This window comes from Gemmiger sp. An194 (assembly GCF_002160145.1).
In the GTDB taxonomy this organism is placed as follows: Bacteria; Bacillota; Clostridia; order Oscillospirales; family Ruminococcaceae; genus Allofournierella.
The window spans coordinates 127,018-142,994 of record NZ_NFKA01000002.1; the positions used below are offsets into that span (position 1 = coordinate 127,018).

The window sequence follows — 15,977 nt, forward strand, 5'->3', positions numbered from 1 at the left end:
AAAACCCCCGGCCCGGGGAGAGGTTCGGGCCAGGGGCTTTTTGTTATGGAAGGAGTGACGGAGATCAGCCCTTGACGAAGGCGCCTTCCTTCATGATGACCTTCATGTTGTCCACGGCGATGGCGCGGATGTTCTCCAGGGGGTTGCCCTCGATGACCAGCAGGTCAGCGGACTTGCCGGCTTCCAGAGTACCGGTCACGTCGTCTACCTTCAGCATCTCGGCGCCCACCTTGGTGGCGGCCACGATGGTATCCATCTCGGAGATACCGGCGCACTCTACGAAGGAGTACATCTCGCCGATGGCGGTGGTGCCATAGGGAGTCAGGCTGCTGCAGAAGGAGTCGGAACCGATGGTCAGGCCGATGCCCTTGGCCTTGGCCTTGCGCAGGTTGGCGTAGATGCGGTTCAGCTCCTTCTCGACCACGGTCTCACCGGGCTGAGAGTCGTGCATCTCGGGGATGTACACAGGGGGATAGGTCTTGAACCACTCATGCAGGAACTGGATGGTGGGGCAGAAGTAGATGCCCTTCTCAGCCATGATGTCCAGGCATTCGTCGTTCAGAGCCTGGCCGTGGATGATCAGATGCACGCCGGCCTTGGCGGAGTCCAGAGCGCCGCCGAAGCCCTCGGCATGGCTCCATACGGGGATGCCGACCATGTTGCACTCGTCCACAACGGCCTTGATCTCTTCGTAGGTGTAGTGCTGATCGGTCTTCTTGTCCCAGCGCCAGATGCCGCCGCCGGTGGACCAGATCTTGATGGCGTCAGGGCTCTGACGCAGACGGCGGCGAACTGCCTTGCGCAGCTCCCAGGGACCGTCTACACGCTCCGCCCAGGGATGGCTCTCGTCGTTGTACCAGCTGGGCAGCTTGTGGCTGTCGCCGTGGCCGCAGGTGCGGGCGAAGCCCAGGCCGGTGCCCACCACGCGGGGGCCGGTCATAACGCCGCGCTCGATCATATCGCGGATCTGCAGGCCGCTGCGGCTGATCTCACCAACGGTGGTCAGGCCGTGCTCCAGGCACTCGTGAGCCTGCTGAACGGCAACAACGGTCTTCTGGATGGGATCTTCCAGTACCCAATCGGTATCGTCGTCGGTCAGGTTGCCGGAGAAGTGCAGATGGGTATCGATCAGGCCGGGCATGATGGTCTTGCCGGTGATGTCGTGGGTCTCGTAATCGGGGCCGTATTCCTTCTTGGGACCGGCGTATACGATCTTCTTGTCTTCCACCAGGACCAGAGAGTCCTTGACCGGCTCGGCGCCAGTGCCGTCGATCAGCAGACCGCCAACGAATGCTACCTTACTCATAATGAAACAAACCTCCTGTTTCTTTGTTTGTGTATGTACCGAAGCGTAGTTTGAGCGCTTATAGGTTCATTTGGAAAATTACTTTTTCTTGGCTGCCTTGGTAACGGCCATCAGAATCAGGCCGATGACCAGCCAGCCCAGAACGATGCCCCATTCCACACCGTTCAGAGCGGCGGGGCTGAAGGGTACCACCATCAGCAGGATCACGATGGAACCGGCGGCGATGGCGGCGCAGATGCCCAGCTTGCCGCCGGGGACCTTATAGGGACGGGACAGATCGGGCTCGGTGTAGCGCATGCGCAGGCAGGCCAGGCTCACCATGGTGCAGCTGAAGATGAAGGCCAGTGCGGAAACGTTGGTCAGGCTCAGCAGCATGTTCTTGCCCAGGAAGGGTCCGATCACGGTGATGACCGCCAGGATGGTGCAAGCCAGCTTGGGGCAGCCGGACTTGGAATCCAGCACCGCGAAGGATTCGGGCAGCTGGCCCTTTCGGCCCATGGCCAGCATGATGCGGCTGGTGGCGCCGAAGAAGGAGTTCATGGGGCCCATGGGTCCCAGGGTGGCGATGATGAGCATCACCACATAGAAGATCATGCTGATGTCCTTCAGGCAGGCCAGAGCGGGCACGTCCTTGGTGATGAACTCGGTCCAGGGAACGATGGTGCCGAAGGAGTAGATGCAGATGATGTAGAAGCCGCCCGCGGCCAGCAGGGCCAGGCTGATGATCTTGCCGAATTTGTTCCAGTCCAGACCCTCGGCGGCCTCCTCAGCCTGCTGGGGAATGGTGTCGAAACCGGCATAGAAGAACGGGGTCATAACCAGAACGGACACGATACCGGCGAACATGTTGGTACCGGCGGTCTGGGTGGTGCTGCTCTGCACCTGCTGGAAGGAGGGCAGAATGTTGGCGGGGCCGCCCTTGAAGAAGGAGATGCCCATGGCCAGCAGCATACCGGCCAGCAGAGCCTTGGTCAAAAAGGCCTGCAGCTTGGCGGCGCTGGAAGCGCCCTTGAAGTTCAGCCAGATCACGTAGAAGGCGAAGCCCAGCGCGATGATGGTGGGGAACAGATAAACGTCCGCGCCCAGGATGCTGTACAGCTTCACCGACCGCAGAATCGGGAACAGGTCGCCGAACATCTGGCTCACCAGAGTGGAGATGGCGATGGCCTCCCAGGGGCACAGGATACCGTTGCCCAGAACCAGGAACCAGCCGGTGATGTAGCTCAAGGTGTGGCCGAAGGTGCGGTCCACATATTCCACGATGCCGCCGGAGATGGGAATGGCGGCGGTGAGTTCACCGAACACCGCGCCGATGGGCACCAGGAACAACGCGCCGATGCCGAAGGCGATCATTGCGGCGATGGGGCCGCCGCCGGTGACCATCCAGTCGCCCACCTGCAGCACCCAGCCGGTGCCGATGATGGCGCCGAAGCCGATGGTAAAGAAGTTCCACAGCGACAGTGTCTTTTTCATTCCGCCCTGTTCGGGCGCCGCTGTTTGGGGAGCATTTGCCATGAAGAGTTCCTCCTTGTTACAGGGCATTTGGGTCTGTCTGCCCATTGGCCAAAGACAGATTTCAGCCCTGTTTTTTCTTCTCTCTCTCCCACTGGAAAAAACGTTTCCGGCAGGCACGGCAACACTATACCAAGTTTTTGGCAAAGTGTGTACAGCTCGCGCACAATCTGCACTTTTGTCGTCAAAATCAGCAAAAGCGGTTGATTTTATCGACTAAAGCCCATATAATATATACAAAGTGAACAAATCCAAGGCGTTTTTTTCTACATCAAAATCCGGGTATTTTCCCCGTTTCGCGCCTAAAACAGGAGGTTTTTCTGGTTATATGATCCGTTACATTGCACTGTGCGGCCGCGACCGGCAGGAAAATTCCGAGCTGCTCCACAGCCTGGCTCCGCTGAACAAACGGGTGGGCCTGGAGTTCGTATTTTTCGACTCCAGCCGTACCCTTTTGGATGAATACAACCGTGGCCGCCGGTTCGATCTGATCCTGCTGGATGTGGGCGAGGACGGGTCCGGTCTTTCAGCGGCCATCCAGCTGCACCGGCTGCATCCGGCCATGAGTCTGATCCTGCTGGCCAGCAGCGAGCAGTGGGCCATTCCCGGCTATCGCACCCGGGCCTGCGGCTATCTGGTGCGGCCCTTCTCCGGGGTGGCGCTGCAGGAGGAGGTCTGGCTGGCGCTGACTCACTGTGAAACACCGGATTTTTACTACAGCTTCTCCAGCGAGGAGGGCACGGTGCAGATCAAGCACAGCGAGATCTATTATTTTGAATCGGACGTGCGGCGCATCACCCTGGTGGGGGAAAGCGCCAGCTACCAGTTCAGCGGCCAGATCAGTCAGATTGCCCAGCAGATGGAGCCCTTCGGCTTCGCCCGCACTCACAAGAGCTATGTTGTAAATCTGCTGCACGTGGAAAACCTGTTCCGGGACGTGCTCACCCTGGCCAACGGCTGCCAGATTCCCTGCAGCCGGATGCACCACCAGGAGGTGGCCCGCCGCATCCGGGACCGGCAGCCCTCCAGCGAGCTGTGGGCCCCGCCCCGCTGCTGACCGAATTTTTCTCGTTGCATGTTGGCTCCGGCTGTGCCGGGGCCTTTTGTTTTGCCCAAAAATCCCCCGCGCTGCCCATACCGCCCCTTGTATTGACATTTGAATCCACAGGTGCTACACTGATGCAGCGTATAGGCATTATAATAAAGTATTGATACCAAACCAAAGACGGAGCAATGGCTGCGTTTTTCCAAAAGAGGGGTTTTACGCAATGACACTTGATCAACTGCCGATTGGCAAAACCGCCACCATCACGGCGGTAAACGGCTCCGGCGCGCTGCGCCGCCATTTTCTGGACATGGGCCTCACCCCGCGCACCCAGGTAACGCTGCGCAAGGTCGCTCCCATGGGCGACCCCATCGAGCTGGAGCTGCGGGGCTACGAGCTGACCCTGCGTCTGGAGGATGCCAAGAGCATCAACATTGAGGGCGTGCACACTCGCACCCCCGAAGAGGTGGAGGCCGAGCACCATCACCAGCACGACCTGCGCGCCGTGGAGCCCATCGCTCACCCGGGTCTGGGCGAAGCCGCCGCCAAGCGGAACCGGAGCGCGAACGCTCTGCCCGCAGGCACGCCCATCACCTTTGCGCTGGCGGGCAACCAGAACTGCGGCAAGACCACCCTGTTCAACCAGCTCACCGGCTCCAACCAGCACGTGGGCAACTTCCCCGGCGTGACCGTGGACCGGAAGGACGGCCAGATCCGCAAGCATCCGGAGGCCACCGTGGTGGACCTGCCGGGCATCTATTCCCTGTCGCCCTATTCCAATGAAGAGATCGTGACCCGGGACTTTCTCATCAACGAGCGGCCCCAGGGCATCATCAACATCGTGGACGCCACCAACATCGAGCGCAACCTGTATCTGACCATGCAGCTGATCGAGCTGGGCATCCCCATGGTGCTGGCCCTCAACATGATGGACGAGATGCGGGCCAACGGCAACACCGTACTGGTGAACCAGCTGGAGGAAGAGCTGGGCATCCCGGTGGTGCCCATCAGTGCCGCCAAGAACGAGGGCATCGACGAGCTGATCGAGCACGCCATGCAGGTGGCGGTAAACCAGGAAAAGCCCGCCCGGGTGGATTTCTGCGCCGGCGCCATGCACCGCTGCATCCACGCCATCTGCCACCTGATTGAGGACCATGCCCAGCGGGCCCGGGTGCCCCTGCGCTTCGCTGCCACCAAACTGGTGGAGGGCGACGTGCCCATGCTGGAGCGGCTGCACCTTTCCGACAACGAGAAGGATCTTCTGGAGCATGCCATCACCGAGATGGAGGCCGATCTTTCCACCGACCGGGAGGCTGCCCTGGCGGACATGCGCTACGCCTTCATCGGCGCGCTGTGCGAGCACACCGTGATCAAGAAGGGCGAAAGCAGGGAGCACGCCCGCAGCGTGAAGATCGACAGCCTGCTCACCCACCGTTTTCTGGCCATCCCCATCTTCCTGGGCATCATGGGCCTGGTGTTCTGGCTCACCTTCGGCCTGATCGGCCAGGGCCTGAGCGACCTGCTGGCCCTGGGGCTGGACGCCCTGACCGGCGTGGTGGACAATGCGCTCACCGCCTACGGCATCAATCCGGTGGTACACAGCCTGGTGATCGACGGCATCTTCGCTGGTGTGGGCAGCGTGCTCACCTTCCTGCCCATCATCGTGGTGCTGTTCTTCTTCCTCTCCATTCTGGAGGACTCGGGCTACATGGCCCGCGTGGCCTTCGTGATGGACAAGCTGCTGCGCAAGATCGGTCTTTCCGGCCGAAGCTTCGTGCCCATGCTCATCGGCTTCGGCTGCAGCGTGCCCGCCATCATGGCCACCCGCACCCTGTCCAGTGAGCGGGACCGGAAGATGACCATTCTGCTCACCCCCTTCATGAGCTGCTCGGCCAAGCTGCCCATCTACGCCATGTTCACCGCCGCCTTCTTCCCCAAGTATCAGGCGCTGGTGATGATCGGCCTTTATGTGACCGGCATTCTGGTGGGCATTCTGTTCGGCCTGCTGCTTAAGGGCACCGCCTTCAAGGGCGAGCCCGTTCCCTTCGTGATGGAGCTGCCCAACTACCGCCTGCCCAGCGCCGCCAGCGTGCTGCGGCTGATGTGGGAAAAGGCCAAGGACTTTTTGACCCGTGCCTTCACGGTGATCTTTGTGGCCTCCATCATCATCTGGTTCCTGCAGACCTTCGATGCCCGCCTGAACGTGGTGACCGATTCCTCCACCAGCCTGCTGGCCATGCTGGGCGGTCTGCTCGCTCCCCTGTTCGCGCCTCTGGGTTTCGGCGACTGGCGGGTCTCCACCGCCCTCATCACCGGCTTTACCGCCAAGGAGGCGGTGGTCTCCACGCTGGCGGTGCTCACCGGCTCCAGCCTGAACACCCTGCCCCAGGCGCTGGGCAGCCTGTTCACCCCCTTCACCGCTTTTGTGTTCCTGATCTTCACCCTGCTTTACACCCCCTGTGTGGCAGCCATCGCCGCCGTAAAGCGGGAGATGGGCGGCGCCAAGGGCGCCCTCACCGTTGTGGTGGCCCAGTGCGTGATCGCATGGCTGGTTGCTTTTGCCGTTCGCTGTGTGGGTCTGCTGTTCGGGCTGTAATCCAAGCTATCCCAGCCGGGTATCCTGCCCGGCCCTGATCCGGAGGTTTTACTCATGAATCTGCCCACTCTTCTGGTGCTTGCGATCGTTGTGGTCTGCTTTGTGGCGGCTCTTGTGTTCATCTGCAAAAACGGCGGCTTCGGCGGCGAGTGCAGCGGCGACTGCTCCAGCTGCGCCGCCCGCTGCGAAGCAGCCAGGCAGAACAAGGAAGACGGCAAGCACTGAACATTTTTCTCCGTTCACCCCAAAGGGCGGGCGGGAGCTTTTGCTCCCGCCCGCTCTTTTTGTTTGGATTCGGGCTGAGCATACCGGATACCCGCCGCCCGGCAGATATTTATGCATATTTTGCAAGAACACATGCATATTATTCTTTTTCCAGTTTTTTCTCCGCTTTTACTCATGCAAAAAACCTTCATTTTATATTCACACGATATTAATAAATTCCCACAAATTAAGAATAAATATGCCGTTTATCCCGTTATTTTTTAGATTATATGCATTTTATTCATCAAATCGCACAGCGTTTTCCTCTTTTGCCACGCTGCTTTGTCAAAGTATACAGTCTTATAAAAATTCATTGACATTGAATATTTATTCAGCTATAATGAGTCCATCGAACACAGGACAGCGGCTTTGAGGGGGCCGCTTCATCAAGGAGGAAACACAGTATGAAAAAGTTGATCGCATTCGCACTGGCATCCATTCTTACTCTGAGCCTGACCGCCTGCGGCGGCGCTTCGTCCACTGCTTCTTCTGCAGCTGCGGCATCCACCGCCGCTTCCGCTTCCACCGCTTCTTCCGCGGCAGAAAGCACCAGTTCTTCCACCAGCACCGACGGTGCAACGCCCACCCTGGACGCCATCAAGGAGAAGGGCACCTTCACCCTGATGACCGCCACCGGCTTCCCGCCTTTTGAGTATCTGGGCGCGGACGGTCAGCCCGCCGGTGTGGACATCGACGTGGGCAAGCTGGTGGCCGATGAGCTGGGCGTGGAATACGAGGTTCTGGACATGGACTTCGGCCTGCTGATCGAGGCGCTGAAGAGCGGCAAGGGCGACATGATCGGCGCGGGCATGACCGTGACTGACGAGCGTGCCCAGCAGGTGGACTTCACCGTTACCTACGCCACCGCCGGTCAGGTGCTGCTGCTGCCCGCGGACAGCACCATCACCAGCGCCGAGGAGCTGAAGAGCGGTGACTACACCGTGACCGTACAGGCCAACACCACCGGCGACATCTACGTACAGGACACCCTGGGCATCTCTTCTCCCCTGCAGTTCAAGAACGCGGTGGAATGTGCCGCTGCTCTGGCCGCCGGCAAGGCTGACGCCGCTGTGATCGACAGCGTGGCCGCCAACACCATCGTGAAGAACTACGAGGGCGAGCTGAAGGTTCTGGAAGAGATGGTCACCGAAGAGAACTACGCGCTGGCCATCGCCAAGGGCCAGGAGGATCTGGTGGAGTTCGTGAACCAGGTCATCGAAAAGAACATCGAGAACGGCACCATCGACAAGCTGCTGGAGGAGCACACCGCTCTTTCCAGCGAGGGCTGATAAAACCGGAGCGGCGGGGCCCAAAAACGGGCCCCGCGTTCCACAGTGAGGTTTTCGTATGGAAAAGCTTTTGAACGACCTTTACATGGCCGTTATCTATCAAAACCGGTGGCAGGTGTATCTGGAGGGCCTGGGCAACACCCTGCTCATCACCGCCTGCGCTCTGCTCATCGGCATCCTGATCGGTCTTGTGGTGGCGCTGGTGCGCATCACCTGCGCACCTCGGAAAAACTTCCTGCAAAAGCTGGGCAGCTGGGTATGCGGGCTGTACACCACCGTGATCCGCGGCACGCCCGTCATCGTGCAGCTGCTGATCCTCTACACCGTGATCCTGGCCAGCAGCGAGGGCATTGTGGTTTGTATCGTGGGCTTCGGCATCAATTCCGGCGCTTATCTGGCCGAGGTGGCCCGAAGCGGCATCGCCTCGGTGGACCCGGGTCAGATGGAGGCTGGGCGCAGCCTGGGCCTCGGCTACGGGGTGACCATGCGCAAGATCGTGCTGCCCCAGGCCGTGAAGAACATTCTGCCCGCCCTGTTCAACGAGTTCATCGCTCTGCTGAAGGAGACCAGCGTGGCCGGTTACATTGCGGTGCGCGACCTGACCAAAGCCTCGGACGGCATCCGCGGCATCACCTTCAACAGCGTTCCGCTGTATCTGGCGGCCATCATTTATCTGCTGTTCGTCATCGGCATCACCCAGATTCAGAAGCAGGTGGAAAGGAGGCTGGCCCAAAGTGATCGCAGTTAACAACCTGACCAAAGACTTCGGCGGGGTCCAGGTGCTCAAGGGCATCACCGAGACCATCTCCCCCGGCGAAAAGATCGCCATCATCGGGCCCTCCGGCTCGGGCAAATCCACCTTTCTGCGCTGTTTGAACCTGCTGGAGACCCCCACAAGCGGGCAGATCCTCTTCAAGGGGCAGGACATCACCGCCCCCGGCACCGACATCAACCAGGTGCGCCAGCACATGGGCATGGTGTTCCAGCATTTCAACCTGTTCCCCCACCTGACCGTGCGGGAGAACATCACCCTGGCACCGGTGCAGCTGAAACTGCAGACCAAGGACGAGGCCAACGCCAAGGCCGAGGAGCTTTTGAAGCGCATCGGCTTGTACGACAAGATCGACACCTACCCCAGCAAGCTTTCCGGCGGGCAGAAGCAGCGCATCGCCATTGTGCGGGCGCTGGCCATGGACCCGGAGGTGCTGCTCTTCGACGAACCCACCAGTGCGCTGGACCCGGAAATGGTGGGCGAGGTTCTGGGCGTGATGAAGGACCTGGCCGATCAGGGCATGACCATGGTGATCGTGACCCACGAGATGGGCTTTGCCCGCGAAGTGGCCACCCGGGTCCTCTTTATGGACGGCGGCCAGGTACTGGAGCAAAACCCACCCGCCGAATTTTTTGAACACCCGAAAAACGAACGCCTTTGTTCGTTCCTGTCCAAGGTGCTTTGAATTTCATACAAACAAATTCAAACAAAATCAAAAAACAACCGGCCCCGCTGCGGGTCGTCTGAAAGGATGCGTATCATTATGAAAACTCAGTACAACAAGGTTCTGCTGGCCTACTCCGGCGGTCTGGACACCTCCATCATCATTCCCTGGCTGAAGGAAAACTACGGCTGCGAGGTCATCGCCGTCTCCGCCGACGTGGGCCAGGGCACCGAGCTGGACGGCCTGGAGGAAAAGGCCATCAAGACCGGCGCTTCCAAGCTGTATGTGCTGGATCTGACCGACGAGTTCATCGACGACTACGTCTTCCCCACCCTGCAGGCCGGCGCCAAGTACGAGGGCACCTATCTGCTGGGCACCAGCTTCGCCCGCCCGCCCATCGCAAAGCATCTGGTGGAGATCGCCGAGAAGGAAGGCTGCGACGCCATCTGCCACGGCTGCACCGGCAAGGGCAACGACCAGGTCCGCTTTGAGCTGAGCATCAAGGCCTTTGCGCCCGACATGCCCATCATCGCCCCCTGGAGAGAGTGGGACATCAAGAGCCGCGAGGAGGAGATCGACTACGCCGAGGCCCACAATGTTCCCCTGAAGATCAACCGGGAAACCAACTACTCCAAGGACAAGAACCTCTGGCACCTGAGCCACGAGGGCCTGGATCTGGAGGACCCCAGCCTGGAGCCCCAGTACCAGAAGCCCGGCTTTCTGGAGCTGGGTGTGAGCCCGGAGCAGGCCCCGGACACCCCCACCTATGTGACCATCCACTTTGAGAAGGGCATTCCCACCGCGGTGGACGGCGTGGCCATGAAGGGTAGCGACATCGTGCGCACCCTGAACAAGCTGGGCGGCGAAAACGGCATCGGTATCATCGACATCGTGGAGAACCGTCTGGTGGGCATGAAGAGCCGCGGCGTATACGAAACTCCCGGCGGCGAGATCCTCTACTTCGCCCACGCTCAGCTGGAGATGCTCTGCCTGGACAAGGCGACCTCCCACTACAAGGCTCTGGTGGCCCAGAAGTTTGCCGACATCGTATACGACGGCCAGTGGTACACCCCGCTGCGCGAGGCCCTGAGCGCCTTTGTCACCGAGACTCAGAAGACCGTGACCGGCGATGTGAAGCTGAAGCTCTACAAGGGCAACATCATCCCCGCAGGCACCACCTCTCCGTACAGCCTGTACAGCGAGGAGCTGGCCACCTTCGGCGAGGACGGCATCTACGACCAGAAGGATTCCGCCGGATTCATCAACCTGTTCGGCCTGCCCGTCACCGTGCAGGCAAAGTGCAAGAAAAACTGGCCCAAGGAGTGAGAAGCAATGTTTCAGCATGTGATCGTAAAGACCCCCTGCAAGGCCATGGTGAACGGCATTACCGATCACCCCGAGCTGGGGACCCCCGACTATGAAAAGGCACTGGCCCAGCACGCGGCCTACATTGAGGCGCTGAAGCAGTGCGGTGTGGATGTGACCGTGCTGCCGCCGGACGAGGCCTACCCGGACAGCTGCTTCGTGGAGGACCCAGCCATTGTGACCAAATACTGCGCCATCGTGACCAACCCGGGCGCGGCCAGCCGCAAGGGCGAGACCGCTGCCATCGAGCCGGTGCTGGAACAATTCTATCCCAAGGAGAAGATCTTCCACATCACCGACCCGGGTACCCTGGAGGGCGGCGACGTGATGATGTGCGGCGACACCTTCTACGTTGGCCGCTCCGCCCGCACCAACGAGGCGGGCATCCAGCAGCTGGCCGAGATTCTGGGTCAGTTCGGCTGCCAGGTGGTGGAGGTCCCCCTCACCGAGGTGCTTCACCTGAAAACCGGCGTGGTCTACCTGGAAAACAACAACATGCTCACCGCCGGTGAGTTCTGCCAAAAGCCCGCCTTTGCCGGCTACAACAAGGTGAGCATTCCCGCCGAGGAGGCCTACGCGGCCAACTGCATCTGGGTGAACGGCACCGTGCTGGTACCCGAAGGCTACCCCACCGTACTGAAGGCGGTGCAGGAGCTGGGCTACAAGACCATCGTGTGCGACACCTCCGAATACCGCAAGATCGACGGCGGCCTGAGCTGCCTGTCCCTCCGTTTTTAAACCAGAAAAAGTGCCCCGGGTATCTTGGAATACCCGGGGCACTTGCCTTTTTATGCAAAAAGGGAGCGCAGCCTTCGCCGCGCTCCCTTTGCTTCTGTTCAGTCGTTCTGTGCCTTGTGCACGATCCACACCTCGTGGGCCGCCACGGTGGCCTCCAGATCGTCCACCTTTTTCTCCAGGCGGTCCAGCCGCTCGTTGGCCTGCACCACACCGTCCGCTACCTGGCGGATCATGGGCATGACCTGGCTTTCCACCACCACGTTCATGTGGTTCTTCATCCGCTCCTCGCTGGCGGTGACGGCCGTGTTTATAGAGTGATCCACATAGCTCTTCATCCGCTCTTCACTGGCAGCGATGGCTGTGTTGATGGAATCCTCCATATAGCCCTTCATCCGCTCTTCGCTGGCAGCGATGGCTGTATTGATGGAATCTTCCATATAGCTCTTCATCCGCTCTTCACTGGCGGTGACGGCTGTATTGATCAAACCCGCAAGGGCCTGCATATCTTCCTGGGTCAGCATGGTGCGCTCCTTTCCGCCGGGGGCTGCTTTCTTCACTCATCTGTTGCATTGCTCAGTATAGCACAGCTGCCCCTGGGGAATCAATGCGTTTTTTGCCCAAAACCGGCTGGCAGTTTTTTCCCGTTTTACGGTGCGGGCACCGGCTCCGGCTGACGGGTACAGATCTGCCGCAGCTTTTCCACCAGGCGCTCGTTGTCCGCCCTAGTACCCACCGCCAGGCGGCACCAGCTGCTGTCCAGCCCGTGGAAGGCAGCGCAGCTGCGCACCATCAGGCCCGCGGAGATCAGGGTATCCGCAAAGCCCGCCGGGCCCTGCACCAGCACAAAATTTACCCGGCTGTCCAGCACGGTGAGGCCCAGCTGCCGCAGCTGTTCGGTGAGCCAGGGGCGCTCGGTTTCCAGCAAAGCCCGGGTCTTTTCCAGATGCTCCGGCTGGCGCAGCGCGGCCAGTGCCGCGGCCTGGGCCGGGCCGTTCACCCCAAAACGGGGACCGGCGGCGGTCATCTGCCGCACCAGCTCCTCGTGGGAGGAGATGGCATAGCCCACCCGCAGGCCGGGCATGCCCCAGGCCTTGGAGAAGCTGTCCACCACCACAAGGCCCGGGCAGTACACCGCGTCCTGCTTGAGGGAGTGCTCCTGCCCGTCCCGGGCAAGCTCAATGAAGCTTTCGTCCACTACACACAGCACATCCCGCTCAGCGCACAGCTTCACCAGATTCATCAGGCGGCTGCGGGGCAAAAGCGCACCGGTGGGGTTGCCCGGGTTGCACAGCACCAGCATCTGCGCCCCCTCCAGAGCCTGCTCCACCGCGCCGGCCTCAGGCACAAAATCCTGCTCGGGGCCTGCCATCAGGTGCACCAGCTCGCAGCCGGTCTGCTCCAGCGCCCGGCCGTATTCCTCATAGGCGGGCTCCAGGATCACTGCCTTCTTCGGCTGCACCGCCCGGGCCAGCCGCCAGATCACCTCGTCCGCACCGGAGGCCACGAACACGCTCTTGGTCAGCACCTCATACCGGTCCGCCAGAGCTGCCCGCAGGGCGGTGCAGTCCGGGTCCGGATATGTATCGGCAGCGGTCAGAGCGGCAGCAGCGGCCTGGGCCGCCACCGGGGGCATACCCAGCGGGTTGCTGCTGCCGGAGGCATCCAGCGTGCGCAGAGCCAGCGGCGGCATGGAGGGAGCCTCAATGCCTAAAAACTCCAGCAGCGCCCCGGCCTGGGCCATGGTCTCATCGAAGCCCTGCTGGTACAGCGCCCGCAGCTTGTTCACATCCCGCTCGGTGCGGGTCACGGTGACCGGGGTCTGGGGCCGGATCACAAACACCTTGCCCTCCTGCTCCAGCTCCTCGATGCGGCGCACCCGGCGGTTATAGTCCTCCGCCTGATGCAGACAGGCCTCCATCAGCTGGGGATGGGTCTTGTAGCGGCGGCGGTACATCTGGTCGATGGCCGGGCCCTGGCCCTTTTTGCGGAAACCCTTCTGCCGGGTGAGCACCACCACCAGCTTGCCCGCCGGGAAGGGCAGCTCCTCCGGCAGGGGGATGCAGCTGGCGATGCCGCCGTCCAGGCAGACGTCCTCGCCCACCTTCACCATACTGCACAGCAGCGGCATGCTGCAGCTGGCCCGGCAGGCGGTGAAGAACTCCTCGCCCATCTCCTTGTCGTGGTAGAAGATAGCCTTGCCGGTGCGGCAGTCGGTGGCCACCGCCCACATGCTCTGATCGGAATGATAGAAGGTCTCGTAGTCAAAGGGCACCAGCTCATGGCTGAGCTGACCGAACACGAAGTCGAAGTTGAAGAAGCTGAAGGTCTTCAGCAGGTGGGACGGTCCCATGTAACGGGGGTCGTTCACGTAGTTCAGGTTGATGTCCCGGCTGCGGCCCGGCTGGCGGGACAGATAGCTCAGCGCGTTCAGCGAGCCCGCACTCACGCCCACCACATTGGGGATGCGCACGCCAAGCTCCATCAGCGCGTCCAGCACACCGGAGGTGTAAACGCCCCGCAGAGCGCCGCCCTCCAAAATCAATGTATCGTTCTGGTTCATGGTCTTTCCCTCACTTCCTCCGGGCAGGGCAAAAACGCCGCCGCCCGTTTGCTGGTTCAAAAAAGAAATATACTGTTTAGTATAGTACAAAATTATAAAAAAATCATGCCCTGCCGTGAAAAAAACAGGCGGGGCATGATTGCCTCAATGATAATACCGGCCGACCATCTTGTCCAGGTCCAGCACCGCACGCTCCGCACCGCGGGCCACCTTTTTGGCCATCTTTTTCATCTTGCGGGTGTTCTTGCCCTTGGTCCCCGCGGCCACCCCGGCCGCTACTGCCATGGTCGCGGCGGTCAGGCCCGCGGCTGCCATCATGGTTTTCTTTTCCATTTTGTGTTCTCCTCCCTGGGTAAAATCCGCAAGCGCCTGCGCCTGCGTTACAGGGTTTAGTCTGCCCTGCTTTTCCTGACCTATACGGTTTTCTTACGGATTCTCTCTTTCTTTGCGGCGGGAATTGTGATAGACTATATAAGTTAAGAGTCGCCTGCCCTGCTGGGAGCAGGCCCCTCTTATTCAGAAGGAGTGACCTTTTTTTGAAGCATAACGCACCCAAAACCATTTTGTGCATTCATGATCTGTCCGGCATGGGGCGGTGCAGCCTGAGCGTTGCCGCACCGGTACTGGCCACGATGGGCCACCAGCCCGTTCTTCTGCCCACGACCCTGCTTTCCACCCACACCGGCGGCCTGGGCAAGCCGGTGGTGCAGCCGCTGGCCTCCTACGCCGATGCCGCGCTGAACCACTACCGCAAGCTGGGCGTGGAGTTCGACTGCATCTATTCCGGTTACCTGGCCAGCGAGGCTGAGCAGCAGCTGGTGCTCAAGGCCTTTTCCTACTGGCCCGGCGCACTGAAAGTGGTGGACCCGGTACTGGCCGATCACGGACGCTTTTACACCGGCATGCAGGACCTGCTGCCCGGCATGCGTGAGCTGTGCCGCCAGGCGGACCTGATTCTGCCCAACCTGACCGAAGCCTGCTTTTTGCTGGGCCGGGAATACAGCGCCGAGGAGTTCACCCCCGAGCAGGCCCAGGCTCTGGCCGATGAGGTGAGCGCGGGCGTGCAGCGGGCGGTGGTGACCGGCCTGCCTCTGGCAAAGCACCTGGCCTGCGCCGGCTCCAGCGGGCGGGACCGCTTTGTGGTCAAGCGCCTGCGCATCGACCGCAGCTACCCCGGCACCGGCGATCTGTTCGCCGCCGTTCTGGTGGGCTGCCTTTTGCGCGGCAACGCCCTTTCCGCCGCGGCGGATGCTGCCGCCGGCTTTGTGGCCGAGGCCATCAACAACACGGCCCCCACCGCGGACCCTGCCTTCGGCGTATGGTTCGAGCCGCTGCTGGGCCGCCTGAGCGGAGGAAACTGAACATGCCTGTTTTGAACATTGTTCTGGTGGAGCCCCAGATTCCGGAGAACACCGGCAACATCGCCCGTACCTGCGCGGTGACCGGCGCCCGGCTGCATCTGGTGCGGCCTCTGGGCTTTGAGGTAACGGACAAGCACCTGAAACGGGCGGGGCTGGATTACTGGCACCTGCTGGACATCACCTATTACGACAATCTGGATGACTTTTTCGCAAAGAACAGCGGCCCCTTCTTTTATTTCACCAGCAAGGGCCGCCACCGTCATACCGATGTGACCTACCCGGACGGCAGCTATCTGGTATTCGGGCGGGAGGATGCCGGCCTGCCGGAGCGGCTGCTGTTTGAAAACCCGGACCACTGTGTGCGGATGCCCATGCGCAAGGGTGTTCGCTGCCTGAATCTTTCCAACTCGGTGGCCGTCGGGGTATACGAAGCGCTTCGCCAATGGGATTTTGCGGACCTGGAGAGCCAGGGCCAACTGACCAAATACGAATGGAAGTGAGGAGT

At 60.8% G+C, this 15,977-nt stretch carries 16 protein-coding genes; 11 read left to right on the forward strand and 5 right to left on the reverse strand.

Annotation, left to right across the window (positions count from 1 at the left end; all coding sequences use genetic code 11):
- Positions 1 to 64 precede the first annotated feature (64 nt).
- Positions 65 to 1,306, reverse strand: a complete 1,242-nt coding sequence (locus B5F28_RS01815; protein WP_087183512.1) for a metal-dependent hydrolase family protein — start codon at positions 1,304 to 1,306, stop codon at positions 65 to 67.
- Positions 1,307 to 1,384: 78 nt separating this feature from the next.
- Positions 1,385 to 2,821 carry an APC family permease gene (locus B5F28_RS01820; RefSeq protein WP_087292712.1) on the reverse strand — a complete coding sequence of 479 codons (1,437 nt, stop codon included), beginning with the start codon at positions 2,819 to 2,821 and terminating at the stop codon, positions 1,385 to 1,387.
- Here B5F28_RS01820 and B5F28_RS14380 point away from each other — a divergent pair.
- From B5F28_RS14380 to B5F28_RS01855, 9 genes are all read left to right on the forward strand, one after another.
- Positions 2,820 to 3,038: a hypothetical protein gene (locus B5F28_RS14380; RefSeq protein WP_143424667.1), complete on the forward strand. Its 219-nt coding sequence runs from the start codon at positions 2,820 to 2,822 to the stop codon at positions 3,036 to 3,038. The two genes, B5F28_RS01820 and B5F28_RS14380, sit on opposite strands and share 2 nt — an antisense overlap.
- Positions 3,039 to 3,146: 108 nt before the next feature.
- Positions 3,147 to 3,875, forward strand: a complete 729-nt coding sequence (locus B5F28_RS01825; protein ID WP_087292715.1) for a LytR/AlgR family response regulator transcription factor — start codon at positions 3,147 to 3,149, stop codon at positions 3,873 to 3,875.
- A 211-nt stretch (positions 3,876 to 4,086) separates the two neighbouring features.
- Positions 4,087 to 6,459, forward strand: coding sequence for a ferrous iron transport protein B (gene feoB / locus B5F28_RS01830; RefSeq protein WP_087292718.1), 2,373 nt, complete (start codon positions 4,087 to 4,089; stop codon positions 6,457 to 6,459).
- Between the two features lie 54 nt (positions 6,460 to 6,513).
- Complete coding sequence (locus B5F28_RS14385) at positions 6,514 to 6,684, forward strand: FeoB-associated Cys-rich membrane protein (protein WP_143424501.1); 171 nt, start codon at positions 6,514 to 6,516, stop codon at positions 6,682 to 6,684.
- Positions 6,685 to 7,127: 443 nt separating this feature from the next.
- Positions 7,128 to 8,012 (forward strand): ABC transporter substrate-binding protein, encoded by an 885-nt coding sequence (locus B5F28_RS01835; protein WP_087292721.1) that lies wholly within the window; start codon positions 7,128 to 7,130, stop codon positions 8,010 to 8,012.
- 58 nt (positions 8,013 to 8,070) lie between these two features.
- Positions 8,071 to 8,760: an amino acid ABC transporter permease gene (locus B5F28_RS01840; RefSeq protein ID WP_087292724.1), complete on the forward strand. Its 690-nt coding sequence runs from the start codon at positions 8,071 to 8,073 to the stop codon at positions 8,758 to 8,760.
- Positions 8,747 to 9,469 (forward strand): amino acid ABC transporter ATP-binding protein, encoded by a 723-nt coding sequence (locus tag B5F28_RS01845; protein ID WP_087292727.1) that lies wholly within the window; start codon positions 8,747 to 8,749, stop codon positions 9,467 to 9,469. Before B5F28_RS01840 ends, B5F28_RS01845 begins: the two co-directional genes overlap by 14 nt.
- A gap of 78 nt (positions 9,470 to 9,547) precedes the next feature.
- Positions 9,548 to 10,774, forward strand: a complete 1,227-nt coding sequence (locus tag B5F28_RS01850) for an argininosuccinate synthase (protein WP_087292732.1) — start codon at positions 9,548 to 9,550, stop codon at positions 10,772 to 10,774.
- Positions 10,775 to 10,780: 6 nt separating this feature from the next.
- Entirely contained in the window at positions 10,781 to 11,551 is a 771-nt protein-coding gene (locus tag B5F28_RS01855) for a dimethylarginine dimethylaminohydrolase family protein (RefSeq protein WP_087292736.1), read from the forward strand.
- A gap of 98 nt (positions 11,552 to 11,649) precedes the next feature.
- Here B5F28_RS01855 and B5F28_RS01860 read toward each other — a convergent pair whose 3' ends face one another.
- From B5F28_RS01860 to B5F28_RS01870, 3 genes are all read right to left on the reverse strand, one after another.
- On the reverse strand, positions 11,650 to 12,072 hold the full coding sequence (locus B5F28_RS01860) for a hypothetical protein (protein ID WP_087292739.1): 423 nt from the start codon (positions 12,070 to 12,072) through the stop codon (positions 11,650 to 11,652).
- A 125-nt stretch (positions 12,073 to 12,197) separates the two neighbouring features.
- Complete coding sequence (locus B5F28_RS01865; protein ID WP_143424668.1) at positions 12,198 to 14,111, reverse strand: aminotransferase class I/II-fold pyridoxal phosphate-dependent enzyme; 1,914 nt, start codon at positions 14,109 to 14,111, stop codon at positions 12,198 to 12,200.
- Between the two features lie 144 nt (positions 14,112 to 14,255).
- Positions 14,256 to 14,444, reverse strand: a complete 189-nt coding sequence (locus B5F28_RS01870; RefSeq protein ID WP_087181677.1) for a hypothetical protein — start codon at positions 14,442 to 14,444, stop codon at positions 14,256 to 14,258.
- Between the two features lie 203 nt (positions 14,445 to 14,647).
- Between B5F28_RS01870 and B5F28_RS01875 the strand changes: the two genes are divergently transcribed.
- On the forward strand, positions 14,648 to 15,472 hold the full coding sequence (locus B5F28_RS01875; RefSeq protein ID WP_247643374.1) for a pyridoxamine kinase: 825 nt from the start codon (positions 14,648 to 14,650) through the stop codon (positions 15,470 to 15,472).
- A gap of 2 nt (positions 15,473 to 15,474) precedes the next feature.
- Positions 15,475 to 15,972: a tRNA (cytidine(34)-2'-O)-methyltransferase gene (locus tag B5F28_RS01880; RefSeq protein ID WP_087292745.1), complete on the forward strand. Its 498-nt coding sequence runs from the start codon at positions 15,475 to 15,477 to the stop codon at positions 15,970 to 15,972.
- The last annotated feature ends 5 nt before the right edge of the window (positions 15,973 to 15,977 follow it).

Coding starts and splice junctions, on each gene's coding strand:
- B5F28_RS14380 (WP_143424667.1), top strand. CDS start 2,820: ATGAAGAGTTCCTCCTTGTTACAGGGCATTTGGGTCTGTCTGCCCATT.
- B5F28_RS01835 (WP_087292721.1), top strand. CDS start 7,128: ATGAAAAAGTTGATCGCATTCGCACTGGCATCCATTCTTACTCTGAGC.
- B5F28_RS01865 (WP_143424668.1), bottom strand. CDS start 14,111: ATGAACCAGAACGATACATTGATTTTGGAGGGCGGCGCTCTGCGGGGC.
- feoB (WP_087292718.1), top strand. CDS start 4,087: ATGACACTTGATCAACTGCCGATTGGCAAAACCGCCACCATCACGGCG.
- B5F28_RS01820 (WP_087292712.1), bottom strand. CDS start 2,821: ATGGCAAATGCTCCCCAAACAGCGGCGCCCGAACAGGGCGGAATGAAA.
- B5F28_RS01860 (WP_087292739.1), bottom strand. CDS start 12,072: ATGCTGACCCAGGAAGATATGCAGGCCCTTGCGGGTTTGATCAATACA.
- B5F28_RS01850 (WP_087292732.1), top strand. CDS start 9,548: ATGAAAACTCAGTACAACAAGGTTCTGCTGGCCTACTCCGGCGGTCTG.
- B5F28_RS01870 (WP_087181677.1), bottom strand. CDS start 14,444: ATGGAAAAGAAAACCATGATGGCAGCCGCGGGCCTGACCGCCGCGACC.
- B5F28_RS01855 (WP_087292736.1), top strand. CDS start 10,781: ATGTTTCAGCATGTGATCGTAAAGACCCCCTGCAAGGCCATGGTGAAC.
- B5F28_RS01825 (WP_087292715.1), top strand. CDS start 3,147: ATGATCCGTTACATTGCACTGTGCGGCCGCGACCGGCAGGAAAATTCC.
- B5F28_RS01840 (WP_087292724.1), top strand. CDS start 8,071: ATGGAAAAGCTTTTGAACGACCTTTACATGGCCGTTATCTATCAAAAC.
- B5F28_RS01815 (WP_087183512.1), bottom strand. CDS start 1,306: ATGAGTAAGGTAGCATTCGTTGGCGGTCTGCTGATCGACGGCACTGGC.
- B5F28_RS01880 (WP_087292745.1), top strand. CDS start 15,475: ATGCCTGTTTTGAACATTGTTCTGGTGGAGCCCCAGATTCCGGAGAAC.
- B5F28_RS14385 (WP_143424501.1), top strand. CDS start 6,514: ATGAATCTGCCCACTCTTCTGGTGCTTGCGATCGTTGTGGTCTGCTTT.